The sequence below is a fragment of the Luteibacter aegosomatis genome (assembly GCF_023078455.1).
Taxonomy (GTDB): domain Bacteria; phylum Pseudomonadota; class Gammaproteobacteria; order Xanthomonadales; family Rhodanobacteraceae; genus Luteibacter; species Luteibacter aegosomatis.
In genome coordinates this window covers 4,172,634-4,185,795 of the sequence record NZ_CP095740.1, presented here as the reverse complement: position 1 = coordinate 4,185,795, position 13,162 = coordinate 4,172,634, and the positions used below count along the sequence as shown (strand labels likewise).

Here is a 13,162-nt window from a genome sequence, read left to right as displayed (position 1 = left end):
CGATCCAGGCCCCCGAGGGGTGGTACAGCTTCTCGGCCGTGAGCCTGGAAGGCCCGTTCGGTCCGGGCGGCTCGTCAGGAAGGCAACGCATCGGCCAACAGCACGGTGGCCGATGGACGCGGTGCGGTGATGCACGCACGTCCGTCGACCAGCTGGCTGGCGAGCAGGCGCGATTCGACGAGTTCGTCGGCCAGGGCGAGTTCCTCGTCGTCGAGCGTGTTGTACGGTACCGGTTGCGAGCGGAACACGCCGTCGGTAGCCGTCCACACCAGGCGGCGAAGCAGCCGCGGCAGGACGCCGCCTCGCGGGGAGCCGCTTTCCAGCAAACGCCGCGCGGCGTCGCGCGCCAGCGCGCCGTCGATGCCGCCGATGGCGCGATACGCCTCGAACGGCATCACGCCGAGGTGATCCCGCGCTTCGCAAAGCCGACGAAGCAGGTACTGGAGCGCGGGAAGGGATCCGGTGTGCCTCCAGGCGTCATGCAGCAATACGTCATCGAGCTGGCGGGCGTCGACCGGATCGCGGCCGAAGCGCAGCCCGCACGATCGCGCGGGGTCGCGGATGATCGAGGCGATCTCGCCCGCGCTCGGCGCGGACACGGCGTAATCCGCACTGCCGCGCATGAGGGCGGCCCACGACGGGTGGCGGCGCATCGTCGCCAGTTCGGTGTGGCGGCACGTGGCCACGATCATGATGCGTGGATCGGCGACGAAGCGGTCGAGCATCGGTGCCGTCGACGGATGCATGCGTTCGATGCCGTCGGCGACGAGGATGACGCGTTCGTGCATCGGCGTGGTCGCGAGCGCGCCTTGCACGTCGTCGACACCGTGCGGCGCAACCTGCATCCATGAAGCGAGCGGAAATTCGTGGCGCGCCGACGGGGTGGACAGCGAGGCGAGCAGGCCGGCGTGGACGAGGGACGTCTTGCCGCAGCCGCTGGCGCCATGCACCACGACGACGCGGCGATCCTGGGCGCAGCTGTCGAAGAGGATATCGCGCAATTCGGCCGTGGCGCGGGCGCGGCCGAAAAAAACGCCCGCATCGTCCACGCCGTAAGGCAGGTGCCCGCGATACGGCATGCGCATCGGATTCGGGACGGCCTGTGCGGGGGATGCGGCCTGGTCCACCTGCGCGATCAACTGATAGCCCCGCTTGCGTACCGTAGCGATATAGCGCGGCGAACGCGCATCGTCGCCCAGCGCCTTGCGCAACATCGCGATGGTCTTGTGCACGGGGTTGTCGCCGTGGAAGACGTTTCCCCAGCATGCCTGGAGAAGGCGTTCGACTCCGATCACTTCGTCCGCGTGCGAGGCCAGGTACGCGAGCACGTCGACATGGCGCGGTTCCAGCGTTCGCCGTTCGTTCGAACGCTCGATGCGGCGGTGCATCGGGAAAACGTGCCATTCGCCGACGGTGAATGGCCTAAGGTCGTGGTGGGGGCGGTCTCCGCCGTGCATCGACATCTTGCTGGGTGTGCCTGAACTGAAATCGATTTCCGGGCCGTAAGCTTCCGGGAAGGACTTCGGCTGGCGTCATCTGCGACGGTAGGCGAAGTCTTAAACCGGAGTAGGTAAATGCAAGGAAGTTACCTGGACGGCCGTCCTGTGGAGCGCATTCTGTCACAGCCGCGTCGCGAGGCGCCCGAGATCGGGCGGATGGGTGCCTCTCGGCCCGTCAGAGTGGTGCTCGCGGATGAGCAAAGGATCATGCGGGAAGGATTGACGGCGCTGCTGGCGGCCAATGATCGCTTTGAGGTGGTGGGTAGCACGGGTGACGGCAGGGAGGGCCTCCGACTGTGCCTGGACCAGCGGCCCGACCTCATGGTGTTCAACGACGCGATGCCTGGCATGGGCGGTTTCGAGATGGCCCGCCGGGTCGCCGCGCGCTGCTCGGCCACGCGCATGTTGTGCCTGTCCGAAAACGGCGACCGTTCCAGCGTACGCGCGGCCTTCGATGCCGGTGCCCATGGCTACGTGCTGAAGCGCTGCGCCTTCGACCACCTGGTGGAAGGCATCGACAGCGTGCTGGCGGCTCGATACCACGTCAGTCCGGAGCTGGCCCACGTGCTCGTGGAGGCCTTTTGCCGCGGCGGCAAGGGGGACGAATCGGTGCTGACGCCTCGCGAGCGGGAGGTGCTCCAGCTCTACGCCGAGGGCCTCAGCACGCGGAAGATCGCCGATCGCCTGCACATCAGCATGAAGACGGTGGGTACGCACCGGGAACACATCCAGTCCAAGCTGGGCGTGGAGGGCATCGCCGAGCTGACCCGCTATGCCCTGCGGGCCGGGATCGCCACCATGCAGTGACGAAACTGCCGATGGGGTCACTTCTCGTAAGATAATTCGGAGGTTATCCTCCGGAAGGGAATGTGACCGTTCATCGATCTGACATGGAGTGACTTGTGAAGACCCGAATCTACCTCGCCCTGATCGTGTTCGTCCTGGCCAGCGCGGATGCCAACGCAGGCATCTTCAACCGCTCCAGCGACGCGCCTCCTTCGCAGACCCGGGCCGAGCTGTACGATCCGGCGTTCGTCAGGCAGAACCTGACGGTGCACAAGAGCACCACCGCCGACGTGGAGAAGCTCTACGGCAAGCCGGAAAGGCCCAGCTTCGATTCGAACGGCACGGAACGATGGAGCTACACGATGTCGACCAAGTCGGATAATGGCCTGGCCCGCTCGGCGGTGGTCCGTGGCGTATCGGCGCTGTGGAGCCATGTGCCTTCGAACCACGCCACGAACATCGGCGAGGCCGAATACAACAAGGCCAACGGTGGCAACGGCAGCGCGAGCGCGGTAGCCGACAAGACGGTGGGCAAGGAAACCACCTCGAATCACTCGATCAGCTTCGTGTTCAAGGACGGCGTCCTGGATTCCTACTCCATGAATTGACCGCGCCGCGACCGCGCCGTCGTGCGCCGGTCTGTTCGAGAGACCCTTCCGGTTCGCCGGGAGGGTTTTTTTATGGGGTTTCCTGAAGTCGCGAGTCAGGAAAATCCCGATACCTGCCCCGCTCGCCGGTGCCTAGCCTATCCCTTACCAACAACCGAGGAGGTGCGGCATGGACAGGTCAAGAACGGCGTACGGTGGAGTGATCTACAGGGCGGTCTCCGATTTCACGGCCAAGGGAAGGGTGCAATACGTGGCGCATGCCGTCATGTCCAACGACGTGGCGGTGGCGATCGGGCCGCAGACCGAATCGGCGAGCACGGGAGAGTCGGCCGAGAACCATCCCGACCGCGAGTTCTGGGCTCAGAGGAAGTTGCTCTCGCTGGCCGAACTGCAGGCGAAGTGTGGTTCGAAGACCGCTTCCATCGACCATATCGAGATCGATTGCACCCTGACCCCCTGCGAAAAGAGCGGGTACAAGGGGTGCCTGCACCAGATCCCTCCGTTGGTGAAGGCCAGGTACGGCGACAACGTGAAGCTCACCGTCTTCTCCCATCGCGACGAGGGCATGGGTGGCAAGGATGGCAAGCCGAAGCGTTACCTCACCTGCAAGTCGAACAGCAGTACGAGCGAGCTGACCGCGGCGTTCGCCGATCACAAGGGTTGGGACTGGACGGCCTAACGGCATGGAAAGCCGACGGCCCCTCCCCTAGGGAGGGGCCACTTCATCACAAGCGCATCAACCCGGGGGCGGGTCGTTGGTGACCTGCGGATCGAGACCGAGCGTATCCGGCTCGTCGCCGTCGGCATTGACCGCGACCATCACCAGCAACTCGGTCAGGCGTTTGACCTTGTTGGCATGGGTGATCGCGATGGCCGCGCCGTTCTCGATGACCTCGGGCTTGCCGAACTGGTTTTCCGCATCGGTCGTGTAGATGTCGGTCATGCGGAAACGCTTCAGGTCGCAGCCCGAGAGTCGATAGACGATACGCGTATCGCGTTCGATGACGTGCACGCGCTCGGGATTGAACACGTAGTTGTATTTGCGCCCGCGATCGTTGCCGAAGCCCGGCAGGGTTTCGTCGATGGTGAGGGTGACTTCGATTTCGTTCATGGTGCTCAACGTTCCTTGGGTTGGGAGTGGACGAACGACTCGAATGCCGGCGCGCGGTAACCCGATGCGCGCAGGCGTTCCAGGGAGGGGGAGGCGGCGTCGGCATGGCCGGTCAGCAGACACACGCGCACGTACGGATCCAGAACCCTCGGGTCCGCACCATGCAGGGCGCGGGGACGGAGCTCCGCGATGGCCGCCCGCCAGTGGCCCAGGGCCCGCGACTCGTCCCCGCGCGCGCGGGCGACTTCGCCCGCGACGATCTCGGTCCCCGCACGCAGCACGCGTGCGGCTTCGGACGGGGCATCGCCGAAGAGGGAGAGGGCTTCGTCGATGGCCTCCGCCGAGGCCGCGAGATGACCTTCACGCAACTGCGCGGCGCCTTCCCAGGTGCGGTTCACCGCCAGCAGGTTGCGCCAGTCGGCCACGCGCGCATCGATGCGCAACAGGCCGCGCAGCAGGCGGCCGGCGTCGGCGAAGCGTCGCAACGCGAGGGCCGCGTCGCCCGTGCCGAAGGCGAGCCAGCCCTGCTGGGAGCGCACGAGGGCGAGGTCGCGTTGCCAGTTGCGGTTGTCCGGCGCGTCGCGCACCAGTTGGCCGAACGTGGTGGCCGCGCTCGCGTAGCTGGCGTCGGCTTCGGCGACCAAGCCCAAGTCGGCCTGTGCACGGGCGAGGTGCAGGTCGGACAGCGCGCGCCGGTAAAGCCAGAGGTTGGTCGCGTCGCCGGCGTCGCGGGCCGCCTGTACCGCGGCGCGTTCTTCGCGCAGGTCGACCAGTGCCTTGGCCAGCTGCCCGCGCTGTTGCTCGACGTTCGCCACCCAACTCACGGTGTCGGCCTGTTCGAGCCATACGGTGCGATCGCCGGGCCGCATGGCGAGCACGCGCCGCTTCAGCGCGGCCGATGCCTGGAAACGATCGAGGGCCTCGTCGCCGCGTCCGGCGCGGAACGCGGCCGTGCCGAGGCTGTTGTGGGCATAGGACAGTTCGAGCCACGCATCGGGATCGTCCGGTTCGAGCGCGGCGCGATGCGTGGCGTCGGTGAGGTAGGCGCGCCAGAGCGTCGTGGCCTCGTCGGCACGTCCATGGGCCGATGCGATCTGCGCATGCCAGAAGGCGACCTTGCCGCGCTCGGTATAGGCGGTGGCGAGCCCGGGGTGCCGGGCGATCAGGCGGTCGAGGCTCGTGGCAGCCGAGACGAGCGCCCGCGTGGCGGCGTCCATGTCCGCGCGGGCATAACGGATCTCGCCGATCTTGCGCAGCGCGCGTGCCTGACGCAGTACGGCATCGGGCTCGTCGGTCTTCCAGTCGTGGCCGAGCACCGTCATCGCGCGGCGGGTCACTTCGTCGAGCAGGTCGAGGCGGCCGAGTGCGTCCAGGCGCTCGTACATGTCGCCGAGCATGAAATCGAGCAAGCCCTCCGCATCGGCGCGTCGCGCCTCGGCGTGCTTTCCCGCCCGCCGCGCGTCCACGGCGGCCACGGACGAGAACACGGCCAGGCAGCCGATCGACGCCGCCATCGCGGCGAGCACGAAGAGGCCCAGGCGTGCATGGCGCAGCGAAGCTCGCACGAAGGCGCCATGCGCGGCGGGAAGCGGTGGCTGGGCGTCGCGTATCAGGTGCCGCGCGTCGGCAAGCAGGTGGCCGCGCGGAATCAGATGCTCACGACGGCGGCCTTCGGTGGCCCAGCGGCGACTCATCTCGGCGATGCGTGCCCGTGCACGCAGCGAGGCGCGATGGGCGCGCAACCAGTCCACCACGCGGGGCCAATGCCTGAGCAGGGCTTCGTGGGCCACCGTGAAGCAGGGCTCGTCGTTTTCGAGCAGGCTGACGATGAGGCGGCCGTCCACGAGCTGTCGCAGCGCATGCCGTTCGTCGTCGTCGATGTCGCTCCATCGCACGGTGCGGGCGGTGGCGTGGTCGCCATCGCCGGACACCGCCACCAGGCGATGGAGCAGGCGCGGAAAGGCACGCGCCGCACGGGCGTCCAGGCCGGCATGGATGCGTTCCGCACGACTGGCCAGTGCGCCTTCGAGTCCGCCCAGGGCGACATAGGCGTCGAAGGTGAGCACGCCGTCGGCATCGCGTGCCTCGTAGAGCGCCTGCAGCGTGTATTGCAGCAAGGGCAGGCTGCCCGTGTCGCGACAGGCGGCATCCAGCAGCACGTCGTCGAGCTGGCGCGCATCCCTTGGATCGCGACCGAAACGCAGGTCCGCGGCATGCGCCGGCAACCGGATCATCTGCGCCATTTCCCCAGGCGTGGGGGGCGCCAGGTCGTAGCTGCCGCCGTCCTGTTTCAGCGCGCGCAGCGTGGGCATCGCCATCAGCGCAGGGTAGAAATCGTTGCGGCAGGTGGCGACCACCAACATCGAACCGCTTCGCGCGAGGTGATCCACGGCTTTGAGCAGCGGCGCGACATCGGCCGGCGGCAGCGCGGTCAGGCCTTCGAGGGCGTCGATCACGAGCAGCACGACCTCACCCTGCCGGCGCTGCAGTTCGGTCTCGATGCGCCGGGATACGAAGGGCAGGTCGTCGGCGAGCGCGCGCAGGAGGGCGGGGCGCTCGGTGTCGACGAACACCGGGCGCGTGCCGACGTAAAGACGGCACAGCGCGGCGGACAGCGATTCCAGGGGCGTGCTCGCGGGCGTGCGGGCGATGAGAGCCGTGGAGGCCGCGGCCCGCAGGCCGTCGTAGCCCGCGGCATCGGTGAGCGCAGGCACGATGGCCGCCTGCACCAGGGACGACTTGCCGCAGCCGCTGGGTCCGGCGAGGAGGATGAAGCCGCACCCTTCGCGATGGCTGCGACGGATCATCCGCAGTACGTCGGCGGCAGCGCGCATGCGCCCGAAGAAAATGTGGCTGTCGTCGTTGCCGAAAGCGAGCAGTCCGCGAAAAGGCGAGCCGCCACGCCAGCTGCCGCGAGCCACGCCGTCACGTTCGCGGCCGTCGGCGAAGACGACGCGGGCGATCGCCTGGTATCCGCGCTTGCGCACCGTGGCGATGTAACGCGGCGATCGCGCATCGTCCTTCAACGACTTGCGCAGCAGCGCGACGGTCTTGTGCACCGGGTTGTCGCCGTAGAACGTGCCGCGCCAGCAATGGGTGAGCAACTGCTCGGTACTCACCACGGCGCCGTCCGAACGGGCGAGGTAGGTGAGTACGTCGATCAGCTTGGGCTCCAGGACGTGCCGCTCGCCGTCACGCTCGATCGTGCGTTCGGCAGGGCGCACGGTCCAGTCGCCGAAACGGAAGAACGTCGGATCATCCTGGCTACGCATGTTTCCCATCCTGGCGTCGGTGCGTTCCGAAGCTTCGGTAAATGCCTGCCAGGCCTAGATTTTCGAGACCGTAAGAATTCCGGAAGGATGCCGCGGCCACGCGGCCCCAAGGTGCGCCCACCTTTCGCTTCCGGGACTTCCCCCATGCATGGATTCACCCCCGTCGGCGGCCATGCCGGCCGCATTCTGTCACATGCCCGCGCCCCGCATGTCGTGAACGGCTCACACCTCGTGACGGGAGCATGCCCGTGATGCCGGTCACCGTTCTCCTGGCCGACGAGCACGGCTTGCTGCGCGACGGCCTGGCCTCCCTGCTTCTGGCGACCTCAAGGTTCAACGTCGTGGGCAGTACCGGCGACGGGCGTGAATGCGTGCGCATGGCGCTGCGACTGCAGCCCCGCCTGCTGATTTTCGACTGTGCCATGCGCGGGCTCAGCGGGCTCGAAGCGGCGCGGAGATTGGCGCCGCGCTGTCCGGAAACGCGCATGCTCTGCCTGTCCGCCTACGAGGACTCGCGCTGGGTGCGCGCCGCCTTCGACGCGGGCGCGCACGGCTACGTGTTGAAGCGGGACGGCTATGGCGTGCTGTCCGAAGGCATCGAAGCGGTGCTGCGCACGAAGTACTTCGTCAGCCCCGACATCGCCCACGTGCTGGTCGACGGGCTGCGCCGCCGCGACGTACCCACCGTGGGCATGGCTCCCGGCCTGAGCGCACGCGAACGCGAGATCACCCAGCTGTTCGCCGAAGGCTTGTCGACGCGCGACATCGCCGAGCGCCTGCACGTGAGCATCAAGACGGTGGGGACCCACCGCGAACACATCATGGGCAAGCTCGGCCTGCAGGGTATCGCGCAGCTCACGCGCTACGCCTTGCGCGAAGGCCTCACCGTACTCGAGCCCGGCGTGCCCGATCAGGATTCCTGAGCGCCGCGATCAGGCTTTTACCGATCCATCGCGAACCCGCCGGCGGGGATAGTAAACCCACACCGGCGCCGTCGCGCCGCACTGGGGAGACCACGGCGATGGCCGACTTCGACAGCTTTTTCCCGACCCTGCTCAAGCACGAGGGGGGCTTCGTCAACGACCCGGCCGATCCGGGCGGCGCCACCAACAAGGGCGTGACCCTCGCGACCTTCCGGCTCTACGCCTCGGCGTTGCTCGGCGTGGAGCCGACGCTGGAAAACCTCCGCGCGCTCACCGACGAGCAGGCGGGAAAGATCTACAAGAAACAATACTGGGACGCGATCGGCGGTGACGCGATCAGGAACCAGTCGCTGGCGAACATCGTGTTCGATTTTCAGGTGAACGCGGGCAACCGTTCCGCGAAGCTCCTGCAGGGCGTGCTCAACGACCTCGGCGCCTCGCCGAAGCTGACCGTGGATGGCGTGGTCGGCAAGGGCACGCTGGCCGCCGTGAACGCGGCGAAGTCGGCCGAGGTGTTCGCCCGCTTCAAGCAAGGGCGCAAGGATTACTACACCCATCTCGCCACGCAGAAGCCGGCGTTGAACAAGTTCCTCAAGGGCTGGCTCAACCGGACCGAGTCGTTCACTTACGCGCCCGACCCGAAGGAAGCCTGACCGATGGCCTCGACCTCGCTCAACGACCTGATCGAAGCCCTGGCCGGCGCGGTGACCGATGCGCAGGATCGCATCGAACAGCACCAGATGGCGCACCTGTCCGACTTCTTCGACGAAGACAACCGTCCCAAGAGCGTCGTGATCCGCATGCCGTCGATCCAGCACGGCGCCGACGAGGGCGACGAAGACCTCTATCGCGCACCGATCCTGCCGCTGGTATCGACCAACGTATTGCGCATCAAGGACGTGGAAATCCGTTTCGATGCCGACCTGGGCAGCCTGATCGACGCGGGGGAGCCCTTGCCCGACGAAGCATCCGGCACGCCGCCCGATCCGTCGCACGGCTGGCGCGTGAAGCAGAGGCCGAGCAAACCCTATGTGCGCGTGGATACCTCGCTCGGCGCGAAGGACAAGGCCGGCGCGGTGCACGTGGTGTTGCGCGTGGAAGGCAGCGAACCCACCGACGGCGCCGCGCGGTTGATGAACCACCTCGCGCAGACCCAGGGAGTCTTCAAGACGTTCAAACCCGGCGACTGATCCGGTACGCCGTTTCGAACCGCGGCAGCATCCGGCTTGTCGCGCCATGTAACGTAAAAGGAGAGACACCATGGCTGACGAACTCGTCAACATGTCCAGTCAGTTCAAGGGCCTGCCCATGGCGGACCTCATCGGTTCGCCGTTGAGTGCCGCCTGCGAAGCCCAGGTCAAGCTTGCCCAGGCCACCGCCGACTTCATCAAGGTGATCGGTTTCCTGCCGCCGGCGGCCAACGACCCCACCGGCGTCGGTGCCACGCGCACCGCGCAGTTCCGCTTCAAGCGTCCCGTGGACGATCCCACCGGCGCCGGCATCGCCGAGGAAGAGGTCGAGCTGGAAGTCCCGTTGCTGGCCATCGTGAAGGTGCCCAACCTGAGCATCACCACCGTCGACGTCACCTTCGACATGGAAGTGAAGTCGTCCTTCAGCCAGAAGGAATCGGAAGACAAGAAGGCCGAGTTCTCCGCCGACATGTCCATCGGCTGGGGCGTGTTTTCCGCGAAGGTGCACGTGGCCGGTTCGGTCGCCACGCACAAGGAAAACACCCGTACTTCCGACAACTCGGCCAAGTACCACGTGGCCGTGCACGCCGAGGACAAGGGCATGCCCGAAGGCCTGGCACGGGTGATGGACATCCTGCAGACCGCCTGCGCCCCGCGCAAGGTCGGTGCGCCGGTGCCGGTCGCCGCCGACGCCAACAAGCCCGCCAAGGTCGACTGACGCCACCGTCGTGTTTCGCGACGCCCCTCGTGGCGTCGCGATCTCTTCCCCGGGAGTTTTCGATGTTCGACCTCACCGAAGTGAAATACATCAAGCGCGTGGTCGTCGGCAGCGACAACCCCAACCAGATGGCGTCCGCCGAAAAGATCGGGGAAGCCCAGGAACTGCTCAACCGATGCCTCACCGATACGCCGAAAGGGTGCATCGTCGGCATCGAGAAGAGCTTCAACATCCTGCAGATCGGCGAGCACCAGGTGGTGTTGCAGTGGCTCTGCTACCACGTGGGCTTTCCGCGCAAGCCCGGCTGGATCAAGGACTAGGAGCACGCCATGGCCGCCTGTGCGCTGGATGCCTTGCTGTACGCGCTTCGCCATGCCGTGGAAGCGGCGAACGAATCCCTGCGCGCGCGTCGCGACGCGATACGCGCCGGCGACGCCGCCGAAGGCCATGCCCTTCGCGTGGACGTGCCGGCCGATCCCTCGCCCGATGCGCCGCTGGAGTCGGTGGTGATTCCGATGGCGATGTTCCGTGATCGCGGGCAACCGCACGTGTCGCTGATGTCGCTGGAGTTCGACTGCCTGCTGCGTTACCGGCGACCGCGCCGTGGCGATCCAGCCGAGCTCATCGTGGAACTCGGCCGGCGCCGGCGCCGCTGGTTCTCGCGCGAGCGAGCGCACCGCCTGCGCATTACCTATCGTGCCGTCGACGCCTGGCGCCCGCGCGTAGAGCTGGACGGGCGCGTGGTGGCCTTTCCCTCGCTTACCGGAGACTGACGCATGGATCGCCTTACCGAAATTCGCGTGCCGCCCGAATGGGAATCGGCCTTGACCGATTGCCTGGACGAGCCGCTTTCCCCGCCGGCGTCCAGGGGCGCGTGGATCGCCGCCGGACTCGCCCTTTGCCTTGCCGCCGCGATGGCGGTCGGCATCTTCCTGCTCTATTCCTGAAAGGAGAACCTCGATGTACCAAATCAAGACCGTGGTGACGTGGACCGGTGCGCTGGCGCTGGCGTTGGCTTCCTCCATCGCGCTCGCCCAGGCGGTGCCGGCGGGAGCATGGAAGGGCGCCGCGCAGGTCGGCGGGAAGCCGGTGCGCATCGACGTCGCGTTCCAGGGCGATGCGGCCGACGTGCGCTTCGGCAGTCCCTACGACTGCCGCATCGGCGGCAAGTACGCCGGCAAGCAGCAGGACGCCGCCATCTACGCCTTCGGCGTATCCGTTGCCGGCGGGCAACCTTGCAACAACCTCAGTGCGACGGGCCGGATGGCCATGACCTCGTCGGCGGACCGGAAGCTCCATCTGACGATCGACGAGAAAACCAGGGACGGCGTGCGCCACTGGCAGGCCGACCTGGAACCCGCCGCGCCATGATCGGGGAGAAGGCGATGAACTCGATGGATCCCATGCTGTTCACCCGCTTCTGGCTGCTCCTCGCCGCCGTGGGCGGCGCCATCCTGCCGGTGGCGCTCAGCGACGAACCTTCGCGCAAGCGGGCCATCGTGCAGGTCGTGTGCGGCGCGCTGATGGCGATCTTCCTGGCGCCGGCCCTCGAACGCCGCTTCATGCCCGACTCGGCGGCCGAGGTGCAGGCCGGGGTGTCGTTCCTGATCGGCTTCTTCGGGCTGAAGCTCGCCAGCCTGGCGCAGCGCCTGATCGACACGCGTGGCGAATCCATCGCCAACCGCGTGATCGACCGCATCGCGGGGGGCGACAAGCCATGACCGACGTCACGATGGCGATCAACCTCGTCTGCAACTTCTCCATGTGCCTGTGCGGCATGTGGCTGCTCACCGAGCCGAGCATGTCGCGCGTGGTCAGGATCTACTGCGCCCTGATCGCCTGCGGCGGTGCCGTGAACACGGCGGGCATGCTCGCCGCGCTCACCGACTTCCGCGGCTTCAGCTACGGCGACGTCTGGCCTGGCGAAGCCATCGTCAATGTCGGCGCCGCGGCGATGATGCTTCGCTGGACGTGGCGCGCAAGGCGCCGCCGAAAGGGCCTTTCCGTCGACGCGCAGCACGCGGGTTGACCTGTCCGCTCCCTGCCGTTGGCAGGAGGGAACCGCGTCCGCTAACCCTCGCCGCATCATCGATGCGGTGAGGGTTTGTTTTTTTTGCGCCGAGGTCACCGAGGGTGCGGGCACGTCACGCTTCGTGGCGAGCGCCTTTCGCCGATGCGATCGGCTCCCACCCCTCCGGTAGGAACGCTTCGGCGACCGGGGAAGGCGTATGTGGATTCGGCCCGGTCATGGGGGACGGGCCGGTCACTCCGGCGCCGGACTCAGCGTTTCGGCAGGTGGGTTAGGAGTTGGCCCGATGACCGGTCGGGAAGCGTTTATCCAGGCCCAATTACCCTTTTCCGTTCGGTCTCAGGCCGCGACACCCGTCGGACATATGCTTGTCCCTCCTGCAGGAGGACGGATTTCGGCCGTTTTCGGGTGCTTTCATTTGACCTGAAACATGCGCGTAATCGGCATCACCTCCAAAACTGAGGTGCAGTTGCAGGAAAGTGCTTATGCCAGCCGCTCTTTTTGGAAGGGCGGGCTGGCGTTCTCGTGCCGACGTCCAGCGTCGGTCACCCCTCCCATCGCTCCAGGAGAACTCCCATGCGTACCCTTTCCGCCCTTCTTCTCGCGTCCCTCATTGCCGTTCCGTTCTCCGCCAATGCGCAGCAGGCCATCAGTGGTCTGGGACAGTCCTGGCCGAATGCCACGGACGTCAGCTCGAGCCCGAACTACCACGTCTACGTGTTCCAGCGTGGCAATACACGTTATATCCAGGTCAACGACGCCAACGGTAACGTGCGTGGTGCGTTTGCCCGCACGCCTTATAGCCTCGTCGGCTTGCCGATCGGTACGGCGGAACTCGCTACGCCTGACGAGCCGATGCCCGCGCCTGCGAGCACGGCGGGTGAGACGGTGTATCAGGGAAATAGCATCACGGTGTTTGCTGCACCGCAACCGGACGGCACGATGCGCCTGATGGCCGCGCCAGTGACATGCGCTGAACATCCGGTCGAATGCACGGGAGCCTTCCGCTGATAAAAGCGTGAGGGA

Annotated in this window: 17 protein-coding genes; 14 read left to right on the top strand and 3 right to left on the bottom strand. The window is 66.8% G+C overall.

Annotation, left to right across the window (positions count from 1 at the left end; translation table 11 throughout):
* Positions 1 to 74: 74 nt before the first annotated feature.
* A complete protein-coding gene (locus tag L2Y94_RS18860) occupies positions 75 to 1,388 on the bottom strand; it encodes an nSTAND1 domain-containing NTPase (RefSeq protein WP_247371048.1) in 1,314 nt (437 codons plus the stop codon).
* A gap of 318 nt (positions 1,389 to 1,706) precedes the next feature.
* Here L2Y94_RS18860 and L2Y94_RS18855 point away from each other — a divergent pair, with 318 nt between their 5' ends.
* The 3 genes from L2Y94_RS18855 to L2Y94_RS18845 all read left to right on the top strand — a co-directional run bounded on the left by L2Y94_RS18855 (position 1,707) and on the right by L2Y94_RS18845 (position 3,572).
* Positions 1,707 to 2,306 (top strand): LuxR C-terminal-related transcriptional regulator, encoded by a 600-nt coding sequence (locus tag L2Y94_RS18855; protein ID WP_247371046.1) that lies wholly within the window; start codon positions 1,707 to 1,709, stop codon positions 2,304 to 2,306.
* A gap of 95 nt (positions 2,307 to 2,401) precedes the next feature.
* Positions 2,402 to 2,893 carry a hypothetical protein gene (locus L2Y94_RS18850; protein ID WP_247371043.1) on the top strand — a complete coding sequence of 164 codons (492 nt, stop codon included), beginning with the start codon at positions 2,402 to 2,404 and terminating at the stop codon, positions 2,891 to 2,893.
* Between the two features lie 169 nt (positions 2,894 to 3,062).
* Entirely contained in the window at positions 3,063 to 3,572 is a 510-nt protein-coding gene (locus L2Y94_RS18845) for a hypothetical protein (RefSeq protein ID WP_247371041.1), read from the top strand.
* A 57-nt stretch (positions 3,573 to 3,629) separates the two neighbouring features.
* Here the strand turns inward: L2Y94_RS18845 and L2Y94_RS18840 are convergent, their stop codons facing one another.
* Positions 3,630 to 4,004 (bottom strand): hypothetical protein, encoded by a 375-nt coding sequence (locus L2Y94_RS18840; RefSeq protein ID WP_247371038.1) that lies wholly within the window; start codon positions 4,002 to 4,004, stop codon positions 3,630 to 3,632.
* A gap of 5 nt (positions 4,005 to 4,009) precedes the next feature.
* Entirely contained in the window at positions 4,010 to 7,276 is a 3,267-nt protein-coding gene (locus tag L2Y94_RS18835) for an nSTAND1 domain-containing NTPase (RefSeq protein ID WP_247371036.1), read from the bottom strand.
* A 251-nt stretch (positions 7,277 to 7,527) separates the two neighbouring features.
* Here L2Y94_RS18835 and L2Y94_RS18830 point away from each other — a divergent pair, with 251 nt between their 5' ends.
* The 11 genes from L2Y94_RS18830 (at position 7,528) to L2Y94_RS18780 (ending at position 13,147) form a co-directional block, all read left to right on the top strand.
* Positions 7,528 to 8,199, top strand: a complete 672-nt coding sequence (locus L2Y94_RS18830; RefSeq protein WP_247375341.1) for a LuxR C-terminal-related transcriptional regulator — start codon at positions 7,528 to 7,530, stop codon at positions 8,197 to 8,199.
* Positions 8,200 to 8,297: 98 nt separating this feature from the next.
* Entirely contained in the window at positions 8,298 to 8,852 is a 555-nt protein-coding gene (locus L2Y94_RS18825) for a glycoside hydrolase family 108 protein (RefSeq protein ID WP_247371034.1), read from the top strand.
* A gap of 3 nt (positions 8,853 to 8,855) precedes the next feature.
* Positions 8,856 to 9,389 carry a DUF2589 domain-containing protein gene (locus tag L2Y94_RS18820; RefSeq protein ID WP_247371031.1) on the top strand — a complete coding sequence of 178 codons (534 nt, stop codon included), beginning with the start codon at positions 8,856 to 8,858 and terminating at the stop codon, positions 9,387 to 9,389.
* Positions 9,390 to 9,459: 70 nt separating this feature from the next.
* Positions 9,460 to 10,107 carry a DUF2589 domain-containing protein gene (locus L2Y94_RS18815; RefSeq protein ID WP_247371028.1) on the top strand — a complete coding sequence of 216 codons (648 nt, stop codon included), beginning with the start codon at positions 9,460 to 9,462 and terminating at the stop codon, positions 10,105 to 10,107.
* A gap of 62 nt (positions 10,108 to 10,169) precedes the next feature.
* On the top strand, positions 10,170 to 10,427 hold the full coding sequence (locus tag L2Y94_RS18810; protein ID WP_247371025.1) for a hypothetical protein: 258 nt from the start codon (positions 10,170 to 10,172) through the stop codon (positions 10,425 to 10,427).
* Positions 10,428 to 10,436: 9 nt separating this feature from the next.
* Positions 10,437 to 10,880, top strand: a complete 444-nt coding sequence (locus tag L2Y94_RS18805; protein ID WP_247371023.1) for a hypothetical protein — start codon at positions 10,437 to 10,439, stop codon at positions 10,878 to 10,880.
* 3 nt (positions 10,881 to 10,883) lie between these two features.
* A complete protein-coding gene (locus tag L2Y94_RS18800) occupies positions 10,884 to 11,054 on the top strand; it encodes a hypothetical protein (protein WP_247371020.1) in 171 nt (56 codons plus the stop codon).
* 13 nt (positions 11,055 to 11,067) lie between these two features.
* The gene (locus tag L2Y94_RS18795; protein WP_247371017.1) at positions 11,068 to 11,478 is read left to right on the top strand and encodes a hypothetical protein; all 411 of its coding nucleotides are present in this window, start codon (positions 11,068 to 11,070) and stop codon (positions 11,476 to 11,478) included.
* Positions 11,475 to 11,828, top strand: coding sequence for a hypothetical protein (locus tag L2Y94_RS18790; protein WP_247371015.1), 354 nt, complete (start codon positions 11,475 to 11,477; stop codon positions 11,826 to 11,828). The genes L2Y94_RS18795 and L2Y94_RS18790 overlap by 4 nt, the downstream gene beginning before the upstream one ends.
* The gene (locus L2Y94_RS18785) at positions 11,825 to 12,136 is read left to right on the top strand and encodes a hypothetical protein (RefSeq protein WP_247371012.1); all 312 of its coding nucleotides are present in this window, start codon (positions 11,825 to 11,827) and stop codon (positions 12,134 to 12,136) included. Before L2Y94_RS18790 ends, L2Y94_RS18785 begins: the two co-directional genes overlap by 4 nt.
* 576 nt (positions 12,137 to 12,712) lie before the next feature.
* A complete protein-coding gene (locus L2Y94_RS18780) occupies positions 12,713 to 13,147 on the top strand; it encodes a hypothetical protein (protein WP_247371010.1) in 435 nt (144 codons plus the stop codon).
* The last annotated feature ends 15 nt before the right edge of the window (positions 13,148 to 13,162 follow it).

What these genes read in the sequence shown, in the direction of transcription:
- L2Y94_RS18860 (WP_247371048.1), bottom strand. Translation starts at nt 1,388, where the DNA reads ATGCACCGCCGCATCGAGCGTTCGAACGAACGGCGAACGCTGGAACCG.
- L2Y94_RS18855 (WP_247371046.1), top strand. Translation starts at nt 1,707, where the DNA reads ATGCGGGAAGGATTGACGGCGCTGCTGGCGGCCAATGATCGCTTTGAG.
- L2Y94_RS18845 (WP_247371041.1), top strand. Translation starts at nt 3,063, where the DNA reads ATGGACAGGTCAAGAACGGCGTACGGTGGAGTGATCTACAGGGCGGTC.
- L2Y94_RS18840 (WP_247371038.1), bottom strand. Translation starts at nt 4,004, where the DNA reads ATGAACGAAATCGAAGTCACCCTCACCATCGACGAAACCCTGCCGGGC.
- L2Y94_RS18835 (WP_247371036.1), bottom strand. Translation starts at nt 7,276, where the DNA reads ATGCGTAGCCAGGATGATCCGACGTTCTTCCGTTTCGGCGACTGGACC.
- L2Y94_RS18830 (WP_247375341.1), top strand. Translation starts at nt 7,528, where the DNA reads ATGCCGGTCACCGTTCTCCTGGCCGACGAGCACGGCTTGCTGCGCGAC.
- L2Y94_RS18825 (WP_247371034.1), top strand. Translation starts at nt 8,298, where the DNA reads ATGGCCGACTTCGACAGCTTTTTCCCGACCCTGCTCAAGCACGAGGGG.
- L2Y94_RS18820 (WP_247371031.1), top strand. Translation starts at nt 8,856, where the DNA reads ATGGCCTCGACCTCGCTCAACGACCTGATCGAAGCCCTGGCCGGCGCG.
- L2Y94_RS18815 (WP_247371028.1), top strand. Translation starts at nt 9,460, where the DNA reads ATGGCTGACGAACTCGTCAACATGTCCAGTCAGTTCAAGGGCCTGCCC.
- L2Y94_RS18810 (WP_247371025.1), top strand. Translation starts at nt 10,170, where the DNA reads ATGTTCGACCTCACCGAAGTGAAATACATCAAGCGCGTGGTCGTCGGC.
- L2Y94_RS18805 (WP_247371023.1), top strand. Translation starts at nt 10,437, where the DNA reads ATGGCCGCCTGTGCGCTGGATGCCTTGCTGTACGCGCTTCGCCATGCC.
- L2Y94_RS18800 (WP_247371020.1), top strand. Translation starts at nt 10,884, where the DNA reads ATGGATCGCCTTACCGAAATTCGCGTGCCGCCCGAATGGGAATCGGCC.
- L2Y94_RS18795 (WP_247371017.1), top strand. Translation starts at nt 11,068, where the DNA reads ATGTACCAAATCAAGACCGTGGTGACGTGGACCGGTGCGCTGGCGCTG.
- L2Y94_RS18790 (WP_247371015.1), top strand. Translation starts at nt 11,475, where the DNA reads ATGATCGGGGAGAAGGCGATGAACTCGATGGATCCCATGCTGTTCACC.
- L2Y94_RS18785 (WP_247371012.1), top strand. Translation starts at nt 11,825, where the DNA reads ATGACCGACGTCACGATGGCGATCAACCTCGTCTGCAACTTCTCCATG.
- L2Y94_RS18780 (WP_247371010.1), top strand. Translation starts at nt 12,713, where the DNA reads ATGCGTACCCTTTCCGCCCTTCTTCTCGCGTCCCTCATTGCCGTTCCG.